This window comes from Paramagnetospirillum marisnigri (assembly GCF_001650715.1).
Classification (GTDB): Bacteria; Pseudomonadota; Alphaproteobacteria; order Rhodospirillales; family Magnetospirillaceae; genus Phaeospirillum; species Phaeospirillum marisnigri.
Genome location: NZ_LWQT01000098.1, coordinates 200,672 through 216,483 on the forward strand (window position 1 = coordinate 200,672; position 15,812 = coordinate 216,483).

Annotated in this window: 13 protein-coding genes; 8 read left to right on the top strand and 5 right to left on the bottom strand. The window is 66.3% G+C overall.

All coding sequences use genetic code 11. From position 1 onward, the window contains the following. The first annotated feature begins 15 nt into the window (after positions 1–15). Positions 16–972 (top strand): phosphate/phosphite/phosphonate ABC transporter substrate-binding protein, encoded by a 957-nt coding sequence (phnD, locus tag A6A04_RS18270; protein ID WP_068495444.1) that lies wholly within the window; start codon positions 16–18, stop codon positions 970–972. Then, entirely contained in the window at positions 969–3,014 is a 2,046-nt protein-coding gene (locus A6A04_RS18275; protein WP_068495446.1) for a putative bifunctional diguanylate cyclase/phosphodiesterase, read from the top strand. Before phnD ends, A6A04_RS18275 begins: the two co-directional genes overlap by 4 nt. Here A6A04_RS18275 and A6A04_RS18280 read toward each other — a convergent pair. Then, positions 2,993–4,798 (bottom strand): O-acetylhomoserine aminocarboxypropyltransferase, encoded by a 1,806-nt coding sequence (locus A6A04_RS18280; RefSeq protein WP_068495448.1) that lies wholly within the window; start codon positions 4,796–4,798, stop codon positions 2,993–2,995. The two genes, A6A04_RS18275 and A6A04_RS18280, sit on opposite strands and share 22 nt — an antisense overlap. 190 nt (positions 4,799–4,988) lie before the next feature. Here A6A04_RS18280 and acs point away from each other — a divergent pair, with 190 nt between their 5' ends. From acs to A6A04_RS18310, 6 genes are all read left to right on the top strand, one after another. After that, complete coding sequence (acs, locus tag A6A04_RS18285; RefSeq protein WP_068495450.1) at positions 4,989–6,938, top strand: acetate--CoA ligase; 1,950 nt, start codon at positions 4,989–4,991, stop codon at positions 6,936–6,938. A 56-nt stretch (positions 6,939–6,994) separates the two neighbouring features. Beyond that, entirely contained in the window at positions 6,995–7,978 is a 984-nt protein-coding gene (locus A6A04_RS18290) for an aliphatic sulfonate ABC transporter substrate-binding protein (protein ID WP_245651283.1), read from the top strand. Between the two features lie 10 nt (positions 7,979–7,988). Next, entirely contained in the window at positions 7,989–8,807 is an 819-nt protein-coding gene (locus A6A04_RS18295) for an ABC transporter permease (protein ID WP_068495452.1), read from the top strand. A gap of 4 nt (positions 8,808–8,811) precedes the next feature. Next, the gene (locus A6A04_RS18300; RefSeq protein WP_068495454.1) at positions 8,812–9,582 is read left to right on the top strand and encodes an ABC transporter ATP-binding protein; all 771 of its coding nucleotides are present in this window, start codon (positions 8,812–8,814) and stop codon (positions 9,580–9,582) included. A gap of 117 nt (positions 9,583–9,699) precedes the next feature. Next, positions 9,700–10,212, top strand: coding sequence for an OsmC family protein (locus A6A04_RS18305; protein ID WP_068495456.1), 513 nt, complete (start codon positions 9,700–9,702; stop codon positions 10,210–10,212). Next, complete coding sequence (locus tag A6A04_RS18310) at positions 10,205–11,356, top strand: trans-sulfuration enzyme family protein (protein ID WP_068495458.1); 1,152 nt, start codon at positions 10,205–10,207, stop codon at positions 11,354–11,356. The genes A6A04_RS18305 and A6A04_RS18310 overlap by 8 nt, the downstream gene beginning before the upstream one ends. A 10-nt stretch (positions 11,357–11,366) precedes the next feature. On the opposite strand, the gene A6A04_RS18315 is transcribed toward A6A04_RS18310, so the two are convergent. The 4 genes from A6A04_RS18315 to A6A04_RS18330 all read right to left on the bottom strand — a co-directional run. Next, on the bottom strand, positions 11,367–12,011 hold the full coding sequence (locus A6A04_RS18315) for a response regulator transcription factor (protein ID WP_322096825.1): 645 nt from the start codon (positions 12,009–12,011) through the stop codon (positions 11,367–11,369). A gap of 12 nt (positions 12,012–12,023) precedes the next feature. Continuing rightward, positions 12,024–13,601 (bottom strand): ATP-binding protein, encoded by a 1,578-nt coding sequence (locus A6A04_RS18320; protein ID WP_068495461.1) that lies wholly within the window; start codon positions 13,599–13,601, stop codon positions 12,024–12,026. Beyond that, positions 13,598–14,203, bottom strand: coding sequence for a response regulator transcription factor (locus A6A04_RS18325; protein ID WP_068495463.1), 606 nt, complete (start codon positions 14,201–14,203; stop codon positions 13,598–13,600). The genes A6A04_RS18320 and A6A04_RS18325 overlap by 4 nt, the downstream gene beginning before the upstream one ends. Continuing rightward, a partial coding sequence (locus A6A04_RS18330; protein WP_156612682.1) for a sensor histidine kinase occupies positions 14,200–15,812 on the bottom strand: 1,613 nt, incomplete at its 5' end. The genes A6A04_RS18330 and A6A04_RS18325, both read right to left, overlap by 4 nt.

Below are 15,812 nucleotides of genomic sequence, written 5' to 3' on the forward strand. Positions count from 1 at the left end.
AGGAAGGGCTTCGCAATGCTAATCCGCGGCATTTTCGCTTTGGCGGCTGGTGCCCTGGCGCTGGCGGGACTGAAAACCGGAGCGCTGGCCGCCGACGCGCCCGCGCCACCGCTTCGCTTCGCCCTGATCGCCACCGAGGCCAGCAGCGAGGTTCAGGCCAAGTGGACGCCGGTGCTCGACGCGCTGGCCTGCCATCTCGGCCGGAGCGTGGTCGCCGAGGTTTCCGCCGACTATGCCGGGGCCATCTGGGCTCTGCGCAACGGCCGCGCCCAACTGGCCTGGCTGGGCAACAAGGCGGCTCTGGAAGCGGTGGACCACGCGGGCGCCGAGGTCTTCGCCCAGCATGTCTATCCATCCGGCCTCGGCGGCTATTACAGCACCCTGATCGTGCGGACCTCGTCGTCGCTGGCCAGTGCCGACGATTTGATAGCCCAGGCGACCGGGCTGACCCTGGCCATGGGCGATCCCAATTCCACCTCGGGAACCCTGGTACCCGGCCACTACCTGTTTGCCAGTCGCAGCATCGAGCCCCGCCGGGTATTCAAGCGGGTCATCCAGGGCAGCCACGAGGACAATGTCCATTCGCTGCTGGAAGGCCGCGCCGATGCCGCCACCGTCGCCAGCGTCCATCTCGACGGACTGCTGCGCCGTCGACCCGAATTGGCCAACGCCTTCCGGGTCATCTGGCGCTCGCCCTTGATTCCCGCCGATCCACTGCTGTGGGGATCCTCCCTTCCCGCCGAGGCCAAGGCCCAGGTCAAGGCATTCTTCCTGGATTACGGCCGCCCCGCCGTCCACAAGTCGGTGGACGTCATGGCCGCCGAGCAGGCCGCGCTGAAACGCCTGGACCTGTCCGGCTTCATCGCTTCGGACAATGGCCAACTGGCCATGGTCAAGGACCTGGAACAGGCCCGCCGCCGCATGGCCGAAGTCAAGCATTCCAGCACAACCGGAAAGGAAGGCGCGCCATGAGCATGATTCTTCGCCGCCTGCCCAGCCTCGGCATCGGAAGTAAGCTGCTGCTGGTGGTCCTGCCCTGCATGCTGCTGGGGGCGGTGATCATGTTCCTGGCCTTCGAGCGCTTCAGCACCCGCGAGCGGCTGTCGGCGCTGGAAGCCCGCCTGGACGCCTTCGCCGTCACCCAGGCGGCATCGCTGACCAAACCGCTGTGGGAATTCGACGAGACCACGGTGCACCGGCTGTTCGCCGCCTATGGCGAGGTTCCCGAACTGATGGTCGCCGCCGTGTTCGACGCCGATGGCCATCTGGTCGCCTCGGCGGGCGGCCGCGATTCCGATGGGCACCAGCAGGTGCTCAAACGGGCGGTTCCGCTGGTGCAGCAGGCCGTTGGCGGCGCCTATTCCATCGGTCGGCTGGAGGTCAGCTTCCATGACGGCCGGATTCGGCGCGAACTGGCGTCTCAGCGCTCGGCCGGGCTGCTGGTGCTGTCCTTGTCCTTCGTGCTGCTGGGGGGGATGACCTTGCTCAGCGTGCGCCGTCTGGTGGCTGAACCATTAAGGCGCCTGCGGGATTCGCTCCGCCACAATGCCAATGTCATGACCCGCGACCCCCTGGTCTGGCAAGGTGGCGACGAGGTCGGCGAAGTGGTGGGCGCCTATAACCGCCTGCTGGACGAAATCAGCCAGCGGACCGAGGACATCCACCGCATGGCCTATCACGACAGCCTGACCGGCCTGCCCAACCGTCGCCTGCTGGAAGACCGCATCGGCCACGCCATCGCCGTGGCCGAGCGTCAGAACCGCTCCATCGCCGTGCTGTTCGCCGATATCGACAACTTCAAGGTGATCAACGACACCCTGGGGCATAAGCAGGGCGACACCCTGCTGCGCATGGCCGCCGAGCGCATGAGCGCCATCATCCGCTCCATGGACACCATCGCCCGCTGGGGCGGCGACGAGTTCGTCATCGTGGTCGAAGGACTGGAATCGGCGGGCGAGGCCGCCAATGTGGCCGAGAAGCTGATCGAGGAGATCGGGGTTCCCATCCATCTCGACAGCAATCTGCTGCGCATTGGCGTCTCCATCGGCATCAGCCTCTATCCCCAGGACGGCACCGACGCCACCACCCTGATCAAGAATGCCGACATGGCCCTGTTCGAGGCCAAGGGACGCGGCCGCAACACCTTCCACTTCTTCGACCAGGCCATGAATTCCCGCGCCATCCGCCGCCTCGACATCGAGATGGCGCTGCGTCACGCCATCTCCGCCGGCCAATTGGAGCTGCATTATCAGCCCAAGATCGCCTCGGCCAACGGTGCCATCACCGGAGTGGAAGCCCTGGTCCGCTGGCGTCGCCCCGGCGAGGGGCTGATCCAGCCCGACGAATTCATTCCCCTGGCCGAGGAAAGCGACCTGATCGTGGCGGTGGGGGAATGGGTGCTGCACCAGGCCTGCGCCCAGATCAAGGCCTGGCGCGCCAAGGGCTTCGGCGACGTTCCCGTGGCCATCAATCTGTCACCGCGTCACTTCCGCCGCGACAAGGACCTGGACGGCATCATCGCCACGGTGGAGGCCGCCGGGATTCCACCCCACCTGATCGAGATCGAGGTCACCGAAACCACATTGATGCACGACCCGGAAAAGGCCATTGCCCTGTTGCAGCGGCTGCGCGACCGGGGCTTCGGCATCGCCATCGACGATTTCGGGTCGGGCTACTCCAACCTGTCCTATCTGCGCCGCCTGCCCATCACCACCTTGAAGATCGACCGCGCCTTCGTGATGGATATCGAGCACAACCAGGACAATATCGAGATCATCCGCGCCATCATCGCCATGGCCAACGCCCTGAGCCTGGGGCTGGTGGCCGAGGGCGTCGAGAACGAGCGCCAGTTCGCCTTCCTGCGCAATTCCGATTGCGCCGTGGTGCAGGGCTACTACTTCTCGCGTCCCCTGCCCCCGGCCGAGCTGGAATCCCTGTTGCAACGCCCCCGTTCGCCCCATCCGGCCCTGGATATCATGGGGCTCACCACACTTCAGGTGGCGGCCAACGCCTGATCCAGGTCACGGATGATGTCGTCGGCGGTTTCGATCCCCACCGACAGGCGGACCACATCCGGCCCCGCCCCGGCGGCCAGACGCTGTTCGTCCGAAAGCTGGCGATGGGTGGTCGAGGCCGGATGCAGGATCAGCGAGCGGGTATCGCCCACATTGGCGAGATGGGAGATCAGCCGCACCGATTCCACCACCTTGATGCCCGCGTCATAGCCGCCCTTGACCCCGAAGGTGAAGACCGACCCCGCCCCCTTCGGCAGGTATTTGGCGGCTAGGTCGCGATAGGGGCTGGATTTCAGCCCGGCATAGGACACCCAGGCCACCTTGGGATGGGCTTCGAGGAATTCGGCCACCTTGGCGGCATTGGCCACATGGCGTTCCATCCTGAGCGCCAGGGTCTCCATGCCGGTGATGGTCAGGAAGGCGTTCATGGGGGCCATGGACGGGCCGAAATCGCGCAGCGCCACCGCCCTGGCCTTGGTGGTGAAGCCGAAATCGCCGAAGGTCTCGTAGAAGGTCAGGCCATGATAGGCCGGTTCCGGCTTGGTCATGGAGGGGAACTTGTCGTTCTGGGCCCAGTCGAACTTGCCCGATTCCACCACCACACCGCCTAAGGAATTGCCGTGTCCGGCCAGGAACTTGGTGGTGGAATGGCAGATGATATCGGCGCCCCATTCGAAGGGGCGGCACAGATAGGGCGTCGCCAGGGTGTTGTCCACCACCAGGGGAATGCCCGCCTCGTGGGCCACGGCGGCCACCGCTTCCAGGTCGACCACGATGCCGCCGGGATTGGCCAGGCTTTCCACGAAGATGGCCTTGCATTTGGGCGTCAGCGCCTTCCGGAAATTGCCCGGGTCCCTGGGGTCGACGAAATGGCAGGTCCAGCCCAGCTTGCGGAAGGACAGGCCGAACTGGGTGAGCGATCCGCCATAGAGGTTGCGCGACGCAAGGAACTCGTCGCCCGGCTCCAGCAGGGTGAAGAAGGTCAGGAACTGCCCGGCATGGCCCGAGGCCGCCGCCACCGCCGCCCGGCCGCCCTCCAGGGTCGCCACCCGTTCCTCCAGCACCGACACGGTGGGATTGGTCAGGCGGGAATAGATATTGCCGAAAGTGTGCAGGTTGAACAGCGACGCCGCCTGCTCGGCATCCTCGAACACATAGGATGAGGTCTGGTAGATAGGGGTGATGCGCGCCCCGGTGGCCGGGTCGGGCGCCGCCCCGGCATGGACCGCCATGGTCTCGAAGCCATAGGTCAGGTTGCGGGGCGGCAGGGCGCGCTCCTTGCGCTCGGCCCGGCGCGGCGCCTCGGGCGCCTGGTTCTGCACCAGCCCGGTATTGACGCCACTCCAGCCCAACTCGCCCCCCAGCCGGCCGTATTCGATCTTGGGGCAGCGGTCCATCACCACTTCCAGACCGGCGGCCTCGGCCTTGGCGGCGGCCTCGTCGTTGCGCACCCCCAACTGCATCCACAGCACCTTGGCACCGACGGCGATGGCCTCGTCGGCCACCGGCCCCACCTGATCGGAGCGGCGGAACACCTCGACCATGTCCACCGGCTCACCGATCTCGGCCAGGCTGGCCTTGACCGCCTCGCCCAGGATTTCCTGCCCGGCGATGGAGGGATTGACCGGAATCACCCGATAGCCCTTGGTCTGCAGATACTTCATGACGAAATAGCTGGGGCGGTTCCAATTGGCGCTGGCCCCCACCAGGGCGATGGTGCGCACGCTGGCGAGAATGCGCCGCAGCTTGGCGTCGCTGTAGGACAGGGGGGCACGGTCGGTCATGGAGGAACCTCGGCTGAATGGGGGTGCGCAGTCTAGCAGGGGGCGCGAGACCACGCATCCCCGGCCAATACAACATGTGCACATTGTTGTTTATCTCGTGACTGCCGCCATGCACGCAATGCAATTGTGAAATATCGGAGACAGGGCGCAGATTGCGGGCTCCCGCCCTCGGAACAATGAGGCCCCGACCGTGTCCGAACTTTATCCGGTTCCCGCCGATTTCGCCGCCCGCGCCCATGTGGACGCCGCCGCCTATGACCGCCTGTATCCGGCCTCGGTGGCCGATCCCCAGGCTTATTGGCGCGAGCAGGCGGCCTTCCTCGACTGGATGCGGCCCTTCACCCAGGTCAGCGATACCCGCTTCGACCCCGAGGACCTGCGCATCCGCTGGTTCGCCGATGGGACCTTGAACGCCTCGGTCAACTGCGTCGACCGCCATTTGCCCGCCAAGGCGGACATTCCCGCCATCCTGTGGGAGGGCGACCGCCCCGGCGACAGCCGCACCGTCACCTGGGGCGAGCTTTCGGACAAGGTCAACCGCCTGGCCAATGTCCTGAGCGGCCTGGGCATTGCCAAGGGCGACGTGGTCACCATCTATCTGCCGGTGATCCCGGAAGCCTTCATCGCCATGATGGCCTGCGTGCGCATCGGCGCGGTGCATTCGGTGGTCTTCTCGGGCTTTTCCGCCGAATCCCTGGCCAGCCGCATCGAGGATGCCGGGGCCAAGCTGCTGATCACCGCCGACGAGGGCTATCGCGGCGGCCGCACGGTGCCGCTGAAACGCAATGCCGACGAGGCGGTGGCCGGGCAGCCCAGCATCCGCCATGTGGTGGTGGTGCGACGCTCGGACGGCGCCGTCCCCTTCACCCCCGGCCGCGACGTCTGGTACCACGAGGCCCTGGCCGCCGCCGCGCCGTGGTGCGAGCCGGTGGAAATGGGGGCCGAGGACCCGCTGTTCATCCTCTATACCTCGGGGTCCACCGGCAAGCCCAAGGGGCTGGTCCATACCACCGGCGGCTATCTGGTGCATGCCGGGACCTCGTGGCGGACCATTTTCGACTGGCATGAGGGCGACATTTTCTGGTGCACCGCCGATGTGGGCTGGGTCACCGCCCATAGCTACAAGATCTACGGCCCGCTGCTGAACGGCGCCACCAGCGTCATGTTCGAGGGCGTGCCCAGTTGGCCGGATTCCTCGCGCTGGTGGTCCATCATCGAACGTCACCGGGTCAACATTTTCTATACCGCCCCCACCGCACTGCGCTCGCTGATGCGCGAAGGCGACGGACCGGTGCGCCGACACGACCTGTCCACCCTGCGGGTGCTGGGATCGGTGGGCGAGCCCATCAATCCCGAAGCCTGGCGCTGGTACCATACGGTGATCGGCGGCGGCCGCTGCCCCATCGTCGACACCTATTGGCAGACCGAGACCGGGGCGGTGCTGCTGACCCCCATTCCCGGCGCCGTAGCCAACAAGCCCGGCCGGGCGGGCAAGCCCTATTTCGGCATCACGCCGCGGGTGGTCGATGCCCAGGGCGGGGTGATCGACGGTCCCGGCGAGGGCAATATGTGCTTCGAGGGCTCGTGGCCCGGCCAGGCCCGCACCATCCTGGGCGACCATGACCGCTTCATCAGCACCTATTTCGCCCCCTTCCCCGGCCTGTTCTTCACCGGCGACGGCGTGCTGCGCGACGAGGACGGCTATTACTGCATCACCGGCCGGGTCGACGACGTCATCAATGTCTCGGGCCACCGGCTGGGCACGGTGGAGCTGGAAAGCGCCATCTCCTCCCATCCGGCGGTGGCGGAATCGGCGGTGGTGGGCTATCCCCACGAGGTCAAGGGCCAGGGCGTCTTCGCCTATGTCACCCTGAAGGACGGCATTCCCGCCACCGAGGATTTGCGCCGGGAAATCAAGGACAGCGTCCGCGCCCGCATCGGCGCCATCGCCAGCCCCGACATCATCCAATGGGCCCCGGCCCTGCCCAAGAACCGGGCGGGCAAGATCCTGCGCCGCATCCTGACCAAGGTGGCCGCCGACGATTTCCAGAATTTTGGCGACACCTCGACCCTGGCCGATCCCGGCGTGGTGGACGACATCGTCCAGCGCCGCAAAGCCGACAAAGGCATTTATCTATAGACTTTGTGTTGTATAACGTATATCAACATGGAAACGCTGTATTAACAGGAGAGCCGATGATGTGGAGTGCCAAGCAGGTTGCCCGGACGGTGATGGCGGGCCTGATCGCCCTGGGTGCGGCGGGCAAGGCCCAGGCCGCCGACAAGGTCGAGGAACTGACCCTGGACTACGCCTATTACAATCCGGTCAGCCTGGTGCTGAAGAACAAGGGTTGGCTTGAGGAAGAGCTGAAGAAGGACGGCATCAAGGTCAAGTGGGTGCTGTCGCTGGGCTCGAACAAGGCGCTGGAATTCCTCAACGCCAAGAGCCTGGATTTCGGCTCGTCGGCCGGTGCCGCCGCCCTGCTCGCCCGCATCAACGGCAATCCGGTGAAGTCGGTCTATGTCTACTCCAAGCCGGAATGGACCGCCCTGGTCGCCGCCAAGGGCAGCCCGATCCAGAAGGTCTCCGACCTGAAGGGCAAGCGCATCGCCGCCACCCGCGGCACCGATCCGCACATCTTCCTGCTGCGCACCCTGGCCGAGAACGGCCTGACCGAGAAGGACCTGAAGGTGGTGCTGCTGCAGCACCAGGACGGCAAGCTGGCCCTGTTGAAGGGCGACGTGGACGCCTGGGCCGGTCTCGACCCGCTGATGGCCCAGGCCGAGGTCGACGACGGCGCCAAGCTGTTCTACCGCAACGCCGAGATCAACACCTGGGGCGTGCTCAACACCCGCGAGGACTTCGCCAGCGCTCATCCCGAGCTGGTGGCCAAGGTGATCGGCGCCTATGAGAAGGCTCGCGCCCACGCCATCGCCAATCCCGACGAGTTGAAGAAGATCATCGCCGAATCGGCCAAGCTGACCGAGGCGGTGGCCGCCCGCCAGCTGGAGCGCACCGACCTGTCCACCGCCGCCATCGGCCCACGCCAGCAAAAGACCATCGAGGCCGCCGGCATCGCCCTGCAGAAGGAAGGTGTCATCGCCGCCGACGTGAATGTTCCCTCGGTGGCCGCCGCCCTGGTAGACTCCTCCTTCGTGACCAAGCTGGGCGTGAAGTAAGGACATCTTCGTGAGTGATCTTCAGGAAAACGCCCCCGTCGCCTCTGGCGGCGGGGGTTTCGCCTCCCTCGGACGCGGTGGACTGGGGCTGATTCTCCCCATTGGCCTCGCCCTGGGCTGGGAAGTGGCGGTGGCGCTGCACTGGGCCGATGGCCGCCTGCTGCCGACGCCGTCCAAGGTCTTCGCCACCCTGTGGGCTTTGGGCGTCGATGGCACCCTGCCCGGCCATCTGTGGGCCACCCTGCACCGGGTGGCGCTGGGCTTCTTGTTCGGCGTGACGGCGGGGACCCTACTGGGCGCGGTGTCGGGCTACTGGACCCTGGCGCGCCGCCTGCTGGACCCTACCTTGCAAGCGCTGCGCAACATCCCCTCCATCGCCTGGGTGCCCATGTTTATCCTGTGGTTCGGCATCTTCGAGACCTCGAAGGTGATCCTGATCGCGGTGGGCGTGTTCTTCCCCATCTATCTCGCCCTGACCAGCGCCATCCTGGGCGTCGACCGCAAGCTGGTGGAGGTGGGACGCATCTTCCGTTTCTCCCACCGCGAGATGATCACCCGCATCCTGCTGCCCGCCACCCTGCCCTCCTATATCGTCTCGCTGCGCGCCGGTCTCGGCCTCGGCTGGATGTTCGTGGTCGCCGCCGAATTCATGGGCGCCGAGGAGGGCCTGGGCTTCCTGCTGGTGGACGGCCAGCAGACCGGGCGGCCCGCCACCATCCTGGCCTCCATCACCGCCTTCGCCATCCTGGGCAAGACCACGGATTGGCTGCTGGCGCTGTTGTCCGCCCGCGCCCTGCGCTGGCAGGACAGCTTCAAGCCCGCGGAGTAGGCCCATGCTCGACCTCGTTTCCCTGTCCAAGCGCTATCCCAACGGCCTGCTGGCCCTGGAAGGCCTCAGCCTGTCGGTGGCGCCGGGCGAGATTCTCGCCATCGTCGGCGGCTCGGGCTGCGGCAAGAGCACCCTGTTGCGCCTGATCTCCGGTCTCGACGCCCCGACTTCGGGCCGCGCCAGCCTGGACGGCACGCCGCTGACCGCGCCGCGTCCAGAAATCGGCATGGTGTTCCAGGAACCCCGGCTGATGCCATGGCTGAGCATCGACGACAATGTGGGCTTCGGCATCCGCCACCTGCCCGCCTCCGAGCAGAAGAGCCGCATCAATGAGGCCCTGGCACGGGTGGGCCTTGCTTCCCATGCCGGTCATTGGCCACGCGAGCTGTCGGGGGGACAAGCCCAGCGGGTCGCCCTGGCCCGCGCCCTGGTGGGACGGCCGCAGGTTTTGCTGCTTGACGAGCCCTTCAGTGCCCTGGATGCCCTGACCCGTGCCGATCTCCAGGACCATCTGCTGGAGTTGTGGCATTACGACCGCCCCACCATGATCCTGGTGACCCACGACATCGAGGAGGCGCTGGTGCTGGCCGACCGCATCGTGGTGATGCAGCCCAATCCCGGCCGAATCCGGGTCGAGGTGACGCCCCATCTGGCGCGGCCGCGCGACCGCCTCGACCACGAATTCCAGGAATGGAAGTACAAGTTGCTGGCGGAACTGGACCATGCGTCACGGCCGCCGGGGGGCGAGGAACTCTCCCCCGCCGCCGCCATTTAACGTCTGCCCGAGTCGAGTTGAATCCCCCTTTACATCGTCATGCCCGGACGTGACCCGGGCATCCACGGACCCCCGGGTCAAGCCCGGGGGTGACGGGAACGGAGAACGGAGACCACCATGAACGCCGATGACCTGCGCGCCCTGCAAGCCCCCATCAAGGACAAGTACAAAGTCGACCCCGCTACGGCGGTAATCACCCTGAAGGCCAAGGGTGAACTGGACGGGGAAGGTATCGCCTGCAAGGTCGATACTGGCCGCGCCCTGGTGGAGGCCGGTCTGCACCCCGCCACCGGCGGCAGCGGCATGCAGGCCTGTTCCGGCGACATGCTGCTGGAAGCGCTGGTGGCCTGTGCCGGGGTGACCCTGAAGGCGGTGGCCACCGCCATCGGCTTCGAGTTGAAGGGCGGCAGCGTCTCGGCCGAGGGCGACCTGGACTTCCGCGGCACCCTGGGGGTGGCCAAGGACGCCCCGGTGGGATTCGGCCAGATCCGCCTGCGCTTCGACCTCGACACCACCGAGCCGCAGGAGCGCATCGACCAGCTGACCAAGCTGACCGAACGCTATTGCGTGGTGTTCCAGACCCTGGCCAAGCCGCCGCAGCTGACCCTGGCCGTCGCCGCCCATGGCTGAGGTGCCACCCCGGCGGCCCGAGACCCTGGCCGCCACCGCCCTAGGGCATGAGGACGCGGCGACGGGAGCCCTGATCCCGCCGCTGCATCCCAGCACCACCTTTCGCCGCGACGCCGATCTGGGCTATGGGCGCGGGCGGGTCTATGCCCGGGCCGACAACCCTACCTTCGACGCCGCCGCCGAGTTGCTGAGCGCCCTGGAGGGCGGCGAGCAGACCCTGCTGTTCGCCTCGGGCATGGCGGCGGCTACCGCCGTCTTCCTGTCCCTGTCCCCCGGCGACCATGTGGTGGTGCCCCGGGTGATGTATTGGGGGCTGCGGTCCTGGCTGCTCGGCTTCGCCAGCCGCTGGGGCCTGGAGGTGGAAGGCGTCGACGCCGAGGACCTGGACGCCGTCCGCGCCGCCCTGAAGCCCAGCCGCACCCGGCTGGTCTGGCTGGAAAGCCCCGCCAATCCCCTGTGGGGGATCAGCGACATCGCCGCCATCGCCGAACTGGCGCACCGGGCGGGGGCAAGGCTGGCGGTGGATTCCACCGTGGCAACGCCGGTGCTGACCCGGCCGCTGGAACTGGGCGCCGATCTGGTGATGCATTCCGCCACCAAATACCTCAACGGCCATTCCGACGTGGTGGCGGGCACCCTGACCACCCGCAGCAAGGACGAGGACTGGGACCGCATCAAGGCGGTGCAGAGCCAGAACGGCGCCATTCTCGGCACTTTCGAAGCCTGGCTGCTGCAACGCGGCCTGCGCACCCTGTTTCCCCGGGTTCAATGGCAGTGCCGTAGCACCCTCGACCTCGCCCAGCGGCTCGCCGCCCATCCCCGGGTCGCCGAGGTGCTCTATCCCGGCCTGCCCGACTTCCCCGGCCACGCCCTGGCGGCCCGCCAGATGACCGGCGGCTTCGGCGGCATGCTGTCCATCCGGGTCAAGGGCGGCGAGGCCGCCGCCGTGGCCGTGGCCGCCAGGGTCGGGCTGTGGAAGCCCGCTACCTCGCTGGGCGGGGTGGAAAGCCTGATCGAACACCGCGCCAGCATCGAGGGGCCGACCTCGCCGGTTCCCACCGATCTGCTGCGTCTGTCGGTGGGGCTGGAAGCCGTCGACGACCTATGGGCCGACCTGGATCAAGCACTGGACTCAAGCCGCTAAAAAACTCCCGTCACGCTCTGGCGGCCGCGGGGCTTGCACTTCCCATATCCTCAAGATCGAGAGCCATGCGGACCAGTGCCGACAGGCTTTCCGCCGCCATCTTGTCCATGACCCGGGCGCGGTGGATTTCCACGGTCCGGACGCTGATTGCCAACTGCGCCGCCGCGGCCTTGTTGGACAGGCCCAACACCACCAGATCCATGACCTCGCGCTCTCGCGGGGTCAACTGCTCGGCCCGCGCCTTGACACCTTCGCGGCGACGGCGGTCGAGATAGGCCTTGGCCCCCTTGTCCAGGGCAAGCGAGACGGCGTTCAGCAGGACCGTATCCTCGAACGGCTTTTCGATGAAATCGGCGGCGCCCTCCTTCAGGGCCTGCACCGCCATGGCCACATGGGCATGGCCGGTGATGACCACCAGGGGAATCGACAGGCCTTGCTGATTGAAATAGCGCAACAAATCCAGGCCGCTCATCCCCGGCATGCGCACATCGGCGACGACGCATCCCGGCCGGGACAGATCGGTCGTGGCCAGGAAGCTCTCGGCATCAGCATGGGCCCGGCTGACCATACCCGCCGAGTCCAGCAGCATGACCAATGAGTCCCGAACACCCTGGTCATCGTCGATGACATGAATTACAGCCCCATCCATCCCCATACCCGCCTGAAACTAATCCTCTGCCCGGGGCAAGGTGAAACGGAACACGCAACCGCCACGCCCGCGCTCGGCCAACCACAGCCGACCTCCGTGCGCCTCTATGATAGTACGACTTATGGACAGGCCCAAGCCCATGCCAGAGGTCTTGGTCGTATTAAATGGTTGGTATAGGCGGGCCGCAAGTTCATCGCTCATTCCAGGGCCGCTATCCGACACCGAGACCTCCACCGCCCCGTCCTCGCCGCCGCGAAGGGTAATGACGATCTGACGGCGTCGGCCCGCCCTCTCCGCCAAGGCATCGACGGCGTTGCTGATCAGGTTGACCAGCACCTGCTGAATCTGGATCGCATCCACCATCACCATCGTGCCGACAAGGTGGTTCACCACCTCCATCCGCACCGCCAGGCGGTCGCAATCGATCCGGGTCAGTTCGATGGCCTCGGCCACCAGATCGGTGATGGCGTGGGGGTGGCGGTCAAGTTCGCCGCGCCCGATGAAATCGCGCAGGCTTTGGATGATCTTGCCCGCCCGCTCGGCCTGGGCGGCGACGCCATCAAGGGCTTGGCGGACTTTCTGGGGGTCGCAGTCAGGCTGGGTCATCAGGCGTTGCGTCGCGCGGGTATAGTTCATGACCGCCGCCAGGGGTTGGTTGATCTCATGCGCCATGGCCGCCGCCATCTCCCCCGCCGTCGACAGGCGGGCATAGCTGGCCTGCCGGTCGAGGTGATCGCGCAAGGTCGCCTCTGCCCGACGGCGCCCCGTCACCGCCGCTCCCAGGAACAAGGTCGACACGGTCAAGGACAGCATGCGGAACTGGTAGGCGGTGATGGCCTGGACATTGGACACCACGGCGACAAAGGCGAAGGCGATCCCGATCTGCATCACCATGTTGATCAGCACCGCCCCCGTCAGGCCGAAGCGCGAGGCAACCCAGATGGCCGGCAGGAACAGCAGGAAAAATAGCTGCAGCCCCCCTTCCGACATCCGCTGGATGTTGAGCACGAGAATCGCGCCAACGAGCAGCGTCTGTACGGCAATTTCCAGCAACATCGCCCGGGGAGGCAGCCGGATGCCATCGCGCAGCACCAGGATGGCGCTGGTCACCACCATGACGCCGACCATGTCGCCAATCCAGGATGCCGCCATGACCGGCATAAGCTTCGCGACGGTGATTTCGCCCAGCGCCAGAAGCTCTTCCAATTGCAGCAGCGAATGAACCAGGGCGGCTAAGGCCGCCACCATCACCACGGTGAACAGGTCGCGGAATGTGGACAGATCGGTTCTGATTCTGCGGCGCAGGAACTGGGCCGCCCCGCCCCAAACCACCATCATGACGGCTGTTTCCAGCAGCAATTCCCATAAAGGGATTGTGGTGGGACAGAACAGGTGGGTGCCGACGACTTCGCCGATCAGCACCATCGGCGCAAACCGCCACCCCCCCATCAGCAGGGCGGCGAAACCGATGCCGGTGGACGGGTCCCACGGCACCATGCCGTGGGGTTCCATGGTCTGGAAATGCTCGACATATTCCAGGGCGAGATACATGACGAGCAGGACCAGGGCGCTCCGCAGGGTCGGCGGCGATCTCATCCGCGTTTCTGCGACAGCAGTTGCGCCAGTTCCACGGCGGTCCGCACCCCCATCTTTTCGAAGACGTGGGAGCGGTGCACCTCCACCGTGCGCATGGTGATGCCCAGGTCATCGGCGATCACCTTGTTGAGCTTGCCCGCCAGGACCAGATCCATCACCTGACGTTCGCGCAAGGTGAGCGCCGCCAGCCTGGAGGCCAGCGATGCGGCGTCGGCTTCGCTTTCGCGTTGCTTGGCGACCCAGGTCAAGGCGTCGATCACCCGATCCACCAGATCATTGTCGTTGAACGGCTTCTCGACGAAGTCGCGCGCCCCCTTCTTCAGGGCCCCCACCGCCATGGGCACATCGCCATGGCCGGTCAGGAAGATCACCTGCAGGCGCGAGCCGCGCTCCAGCAGATGCTCGAACAGCTCCAGCCCGGTCATGCCCTCCATGCGGATGTCCAGCACCATGCAGCCGCGCCGGTCCTCGGTCCAATCCGCCAGGAAGGCTTCGGCGGAGTCGAAGGTTTCCGCCTGGATTCCCCGCGACTGGAACAGCCAGCCCAGCGCGTCGCGGATGGCCTCGTCGTCATCGACGATATAAACCGCGCCCTCGGTCATGACAGCTTCTCCGGCAATGTGAACTGGAAGATGGCTCCGCCATCGGGATTGGGCTCGAACCACAGGCGCCCGCGATGGGATTCGATGATGGAGCGACAGATGTTCAGTCCCATGCCCATGCCTTCCGACTTGGTGGTGAAGAATGGGGTGAACAGGCTTTCCGCCACCTCGGGGGCGATACCGCCCCCCTGATCGGCAACCCTGACCACGGCCAGGCCATCGGCGCTTTCCACCGTCACGTCCAATATCCGTTCGGCTGCCGGTGTCTGTCCCATGGCTTCCATGGCATTGCGCGCCAGATTGAGCACCACCTGCTCGATCAGAATACGGTCCGCCTCCACCTGGGGGTCACGCGGATCCAGCTCCAGATCGACCCGGATGGCCCGCTTGCGGGCCTCGGCCTCGAGAAAGCCCATGGCTCCCTCCACCACCCGGTTCAGCGCGCAGGGCGCCACCAGGGGGTCGCTCTTGCGCACGAAATCATGGATGCGCCGGATGATGTGGCCGGCACGCTGGGCCTGGACCCCCAGCTTGGTCAGCGGCGCCGTCAGTTCCTCGACCTTGGCGTCGCCCGCCGCCAACCGGTTGAGGCAGCCGGTGGCGTAGCTGGCGATGGCCGATAGCGGCTGGTTCAACTCGTGGGCCAGGGTCGAGGCCATCTCGCCCATGGTGATCAGGCGCGAGGTCCGTTGCAGTTTCTCCTGGTGCTGGCGGGCGAGCTCCTCGGCCTTCTTGCGCTCGGTTACATCCAGCACCGAGGCCATCCAGCCGGTATGGCGACCATCGGACTCGATCAGCGGCGCCTCGTAGACCAGGGCGTGGAAGCGCTCGCCATTCTTGCGCCGGAACACGATCTCGAACCCGTCCGGCGGCGCGTCGCCCCGCAATACCGCTCGATGCAGGGCATAGGTCTTTTCCATGTCCTCGGGGAGCCAGTAGGGCATGGGCGGCATCGAGCCCACCAGTTCGTCGGCGCTCCAGCCCACCATGTGACAGAAGGCGGGATTGACATAGGTGATGCGGCCGTCCAGGTCGCGTGCCCGCATGCCCACCGTCAGCGAGTCCTCCATGGCTTTGCGGAAAGCGTGTTCGACCCGCAGCGCCTGCTCCGCCGCCAATCGCCGCCGGACGTGACGGCGCAACGCCCACAGGCTCCACACCGCCGACAGGGCCAGGGCGAAAATCGCCGCCGCTAGGATATTGCGCACCAGATGGGGATCACTGCGATGGACCGTGGCCGCCAGCACCAGCCCCTGCCCCGGCGGCTCGAAGCGCAATTGATGGCTCAACCCATCGGGAGCCGCCCCAGCCTGGGAGCGCGCCGCCAGCACCGCGCCGTTGCCGTCGAGGATTTCCAGCTGATAGGTCTGGGCGAACCACCACGGCACGTGATGGGCCAACATGCCGTCGAACGAGAATACCGCCACCACCGTCCCGGCGAACTGCCCCCCATGGAAAATGGGCAACTGTGCCTCGAACAAGGTTCCTCGGCCGGGTTGGGGATAGGGCTGGCCATAGACCTGGGCACCTCCGGAAACCTCTTCATTCTGACGGTTTGAGAGTTGTTCCGGGCGTGAATTGCGGTTGATCGGCGTTTCCGGGTCTGTTT

What these genes read in the sequence shown, in the direction of transcription:
- A6A04_RS18275 (WP_068495446.1), top strand. Translation starts at nt 969, where the DNA reads ATGAGCATGATTCTTCGCCGCCTGCCCAGCCTCGGCATCGGAAGTAAG.
- A6A04_RS18290 (WP_245651283.1), top strand. Translation starts at nt 6,995, where the DNA reads ATGATGTGGAGTGCCAAGCAGGTTGCCCGGACGGTGATGGCGGGCCTG.
- A6A04_RS18320 (WP_068495461.1), bottom strand. Translation starts at nt 13,601, where the DNA reads ATGAGATCGCCGCCGACCCTGCGGAGCGCCCTGGTCCTGCTCGTCATG.
- phnD (WP_068495444.1), top strand. Translation starts at nt 16, where the DNA reads ATGCTAATCCGCGGCATTTTCGCTTTGGCGGCTGGTGCCCTGGCGCTG.
- A6A04_RS18305 (WP_068495456.1), top strand. Translation starts at nt 9,700, where the DNA reads ATGAACGCCGATGACCTGCGCGCCCTGCAAGCCCCCATCAAGGACAAG.
- A6A04_RS18325 (WP_068495463.1), bottom strand. Translation starts at nt 14,203, where the DNA reads ATGACCGAGGGCGCGGTTTATATCGTCGATGACGACGAGGCCATCCGC.
- A6A04_RS18280 (WP_068495448.1), bottom strand. Translation starts at nt 4,798, where the DNA reads ATGACCGACCGTGCCCCCCTGTCCTACAGCGACGCCAAGCTGCGGCGC.
- A6A04_RS18300 (WP_068495454.1), top strand. Translation starts at nt 8,812, where the DNA reads ATGCTCGACCTCGTTTCCCTGTCCAAGCGCTATCCCAACGGCCTGCTG.
- A6A04_RS18310 (WP_068495458.1), top strand. Translation starts at nt 10,205, where the DNA reads ATGGCTGAGGTGCCACCCCGGCGGCCCGAGACCCTGGCCGCCACCGCC.
- A6A04_RS18315 (WP_322096825.1), bottom strand. Translation starts at nt 12,011, where the DNA reads ATGGGGATGGATGGGGCTGTAATTCATGTCATCGACGATGACCAGGGT.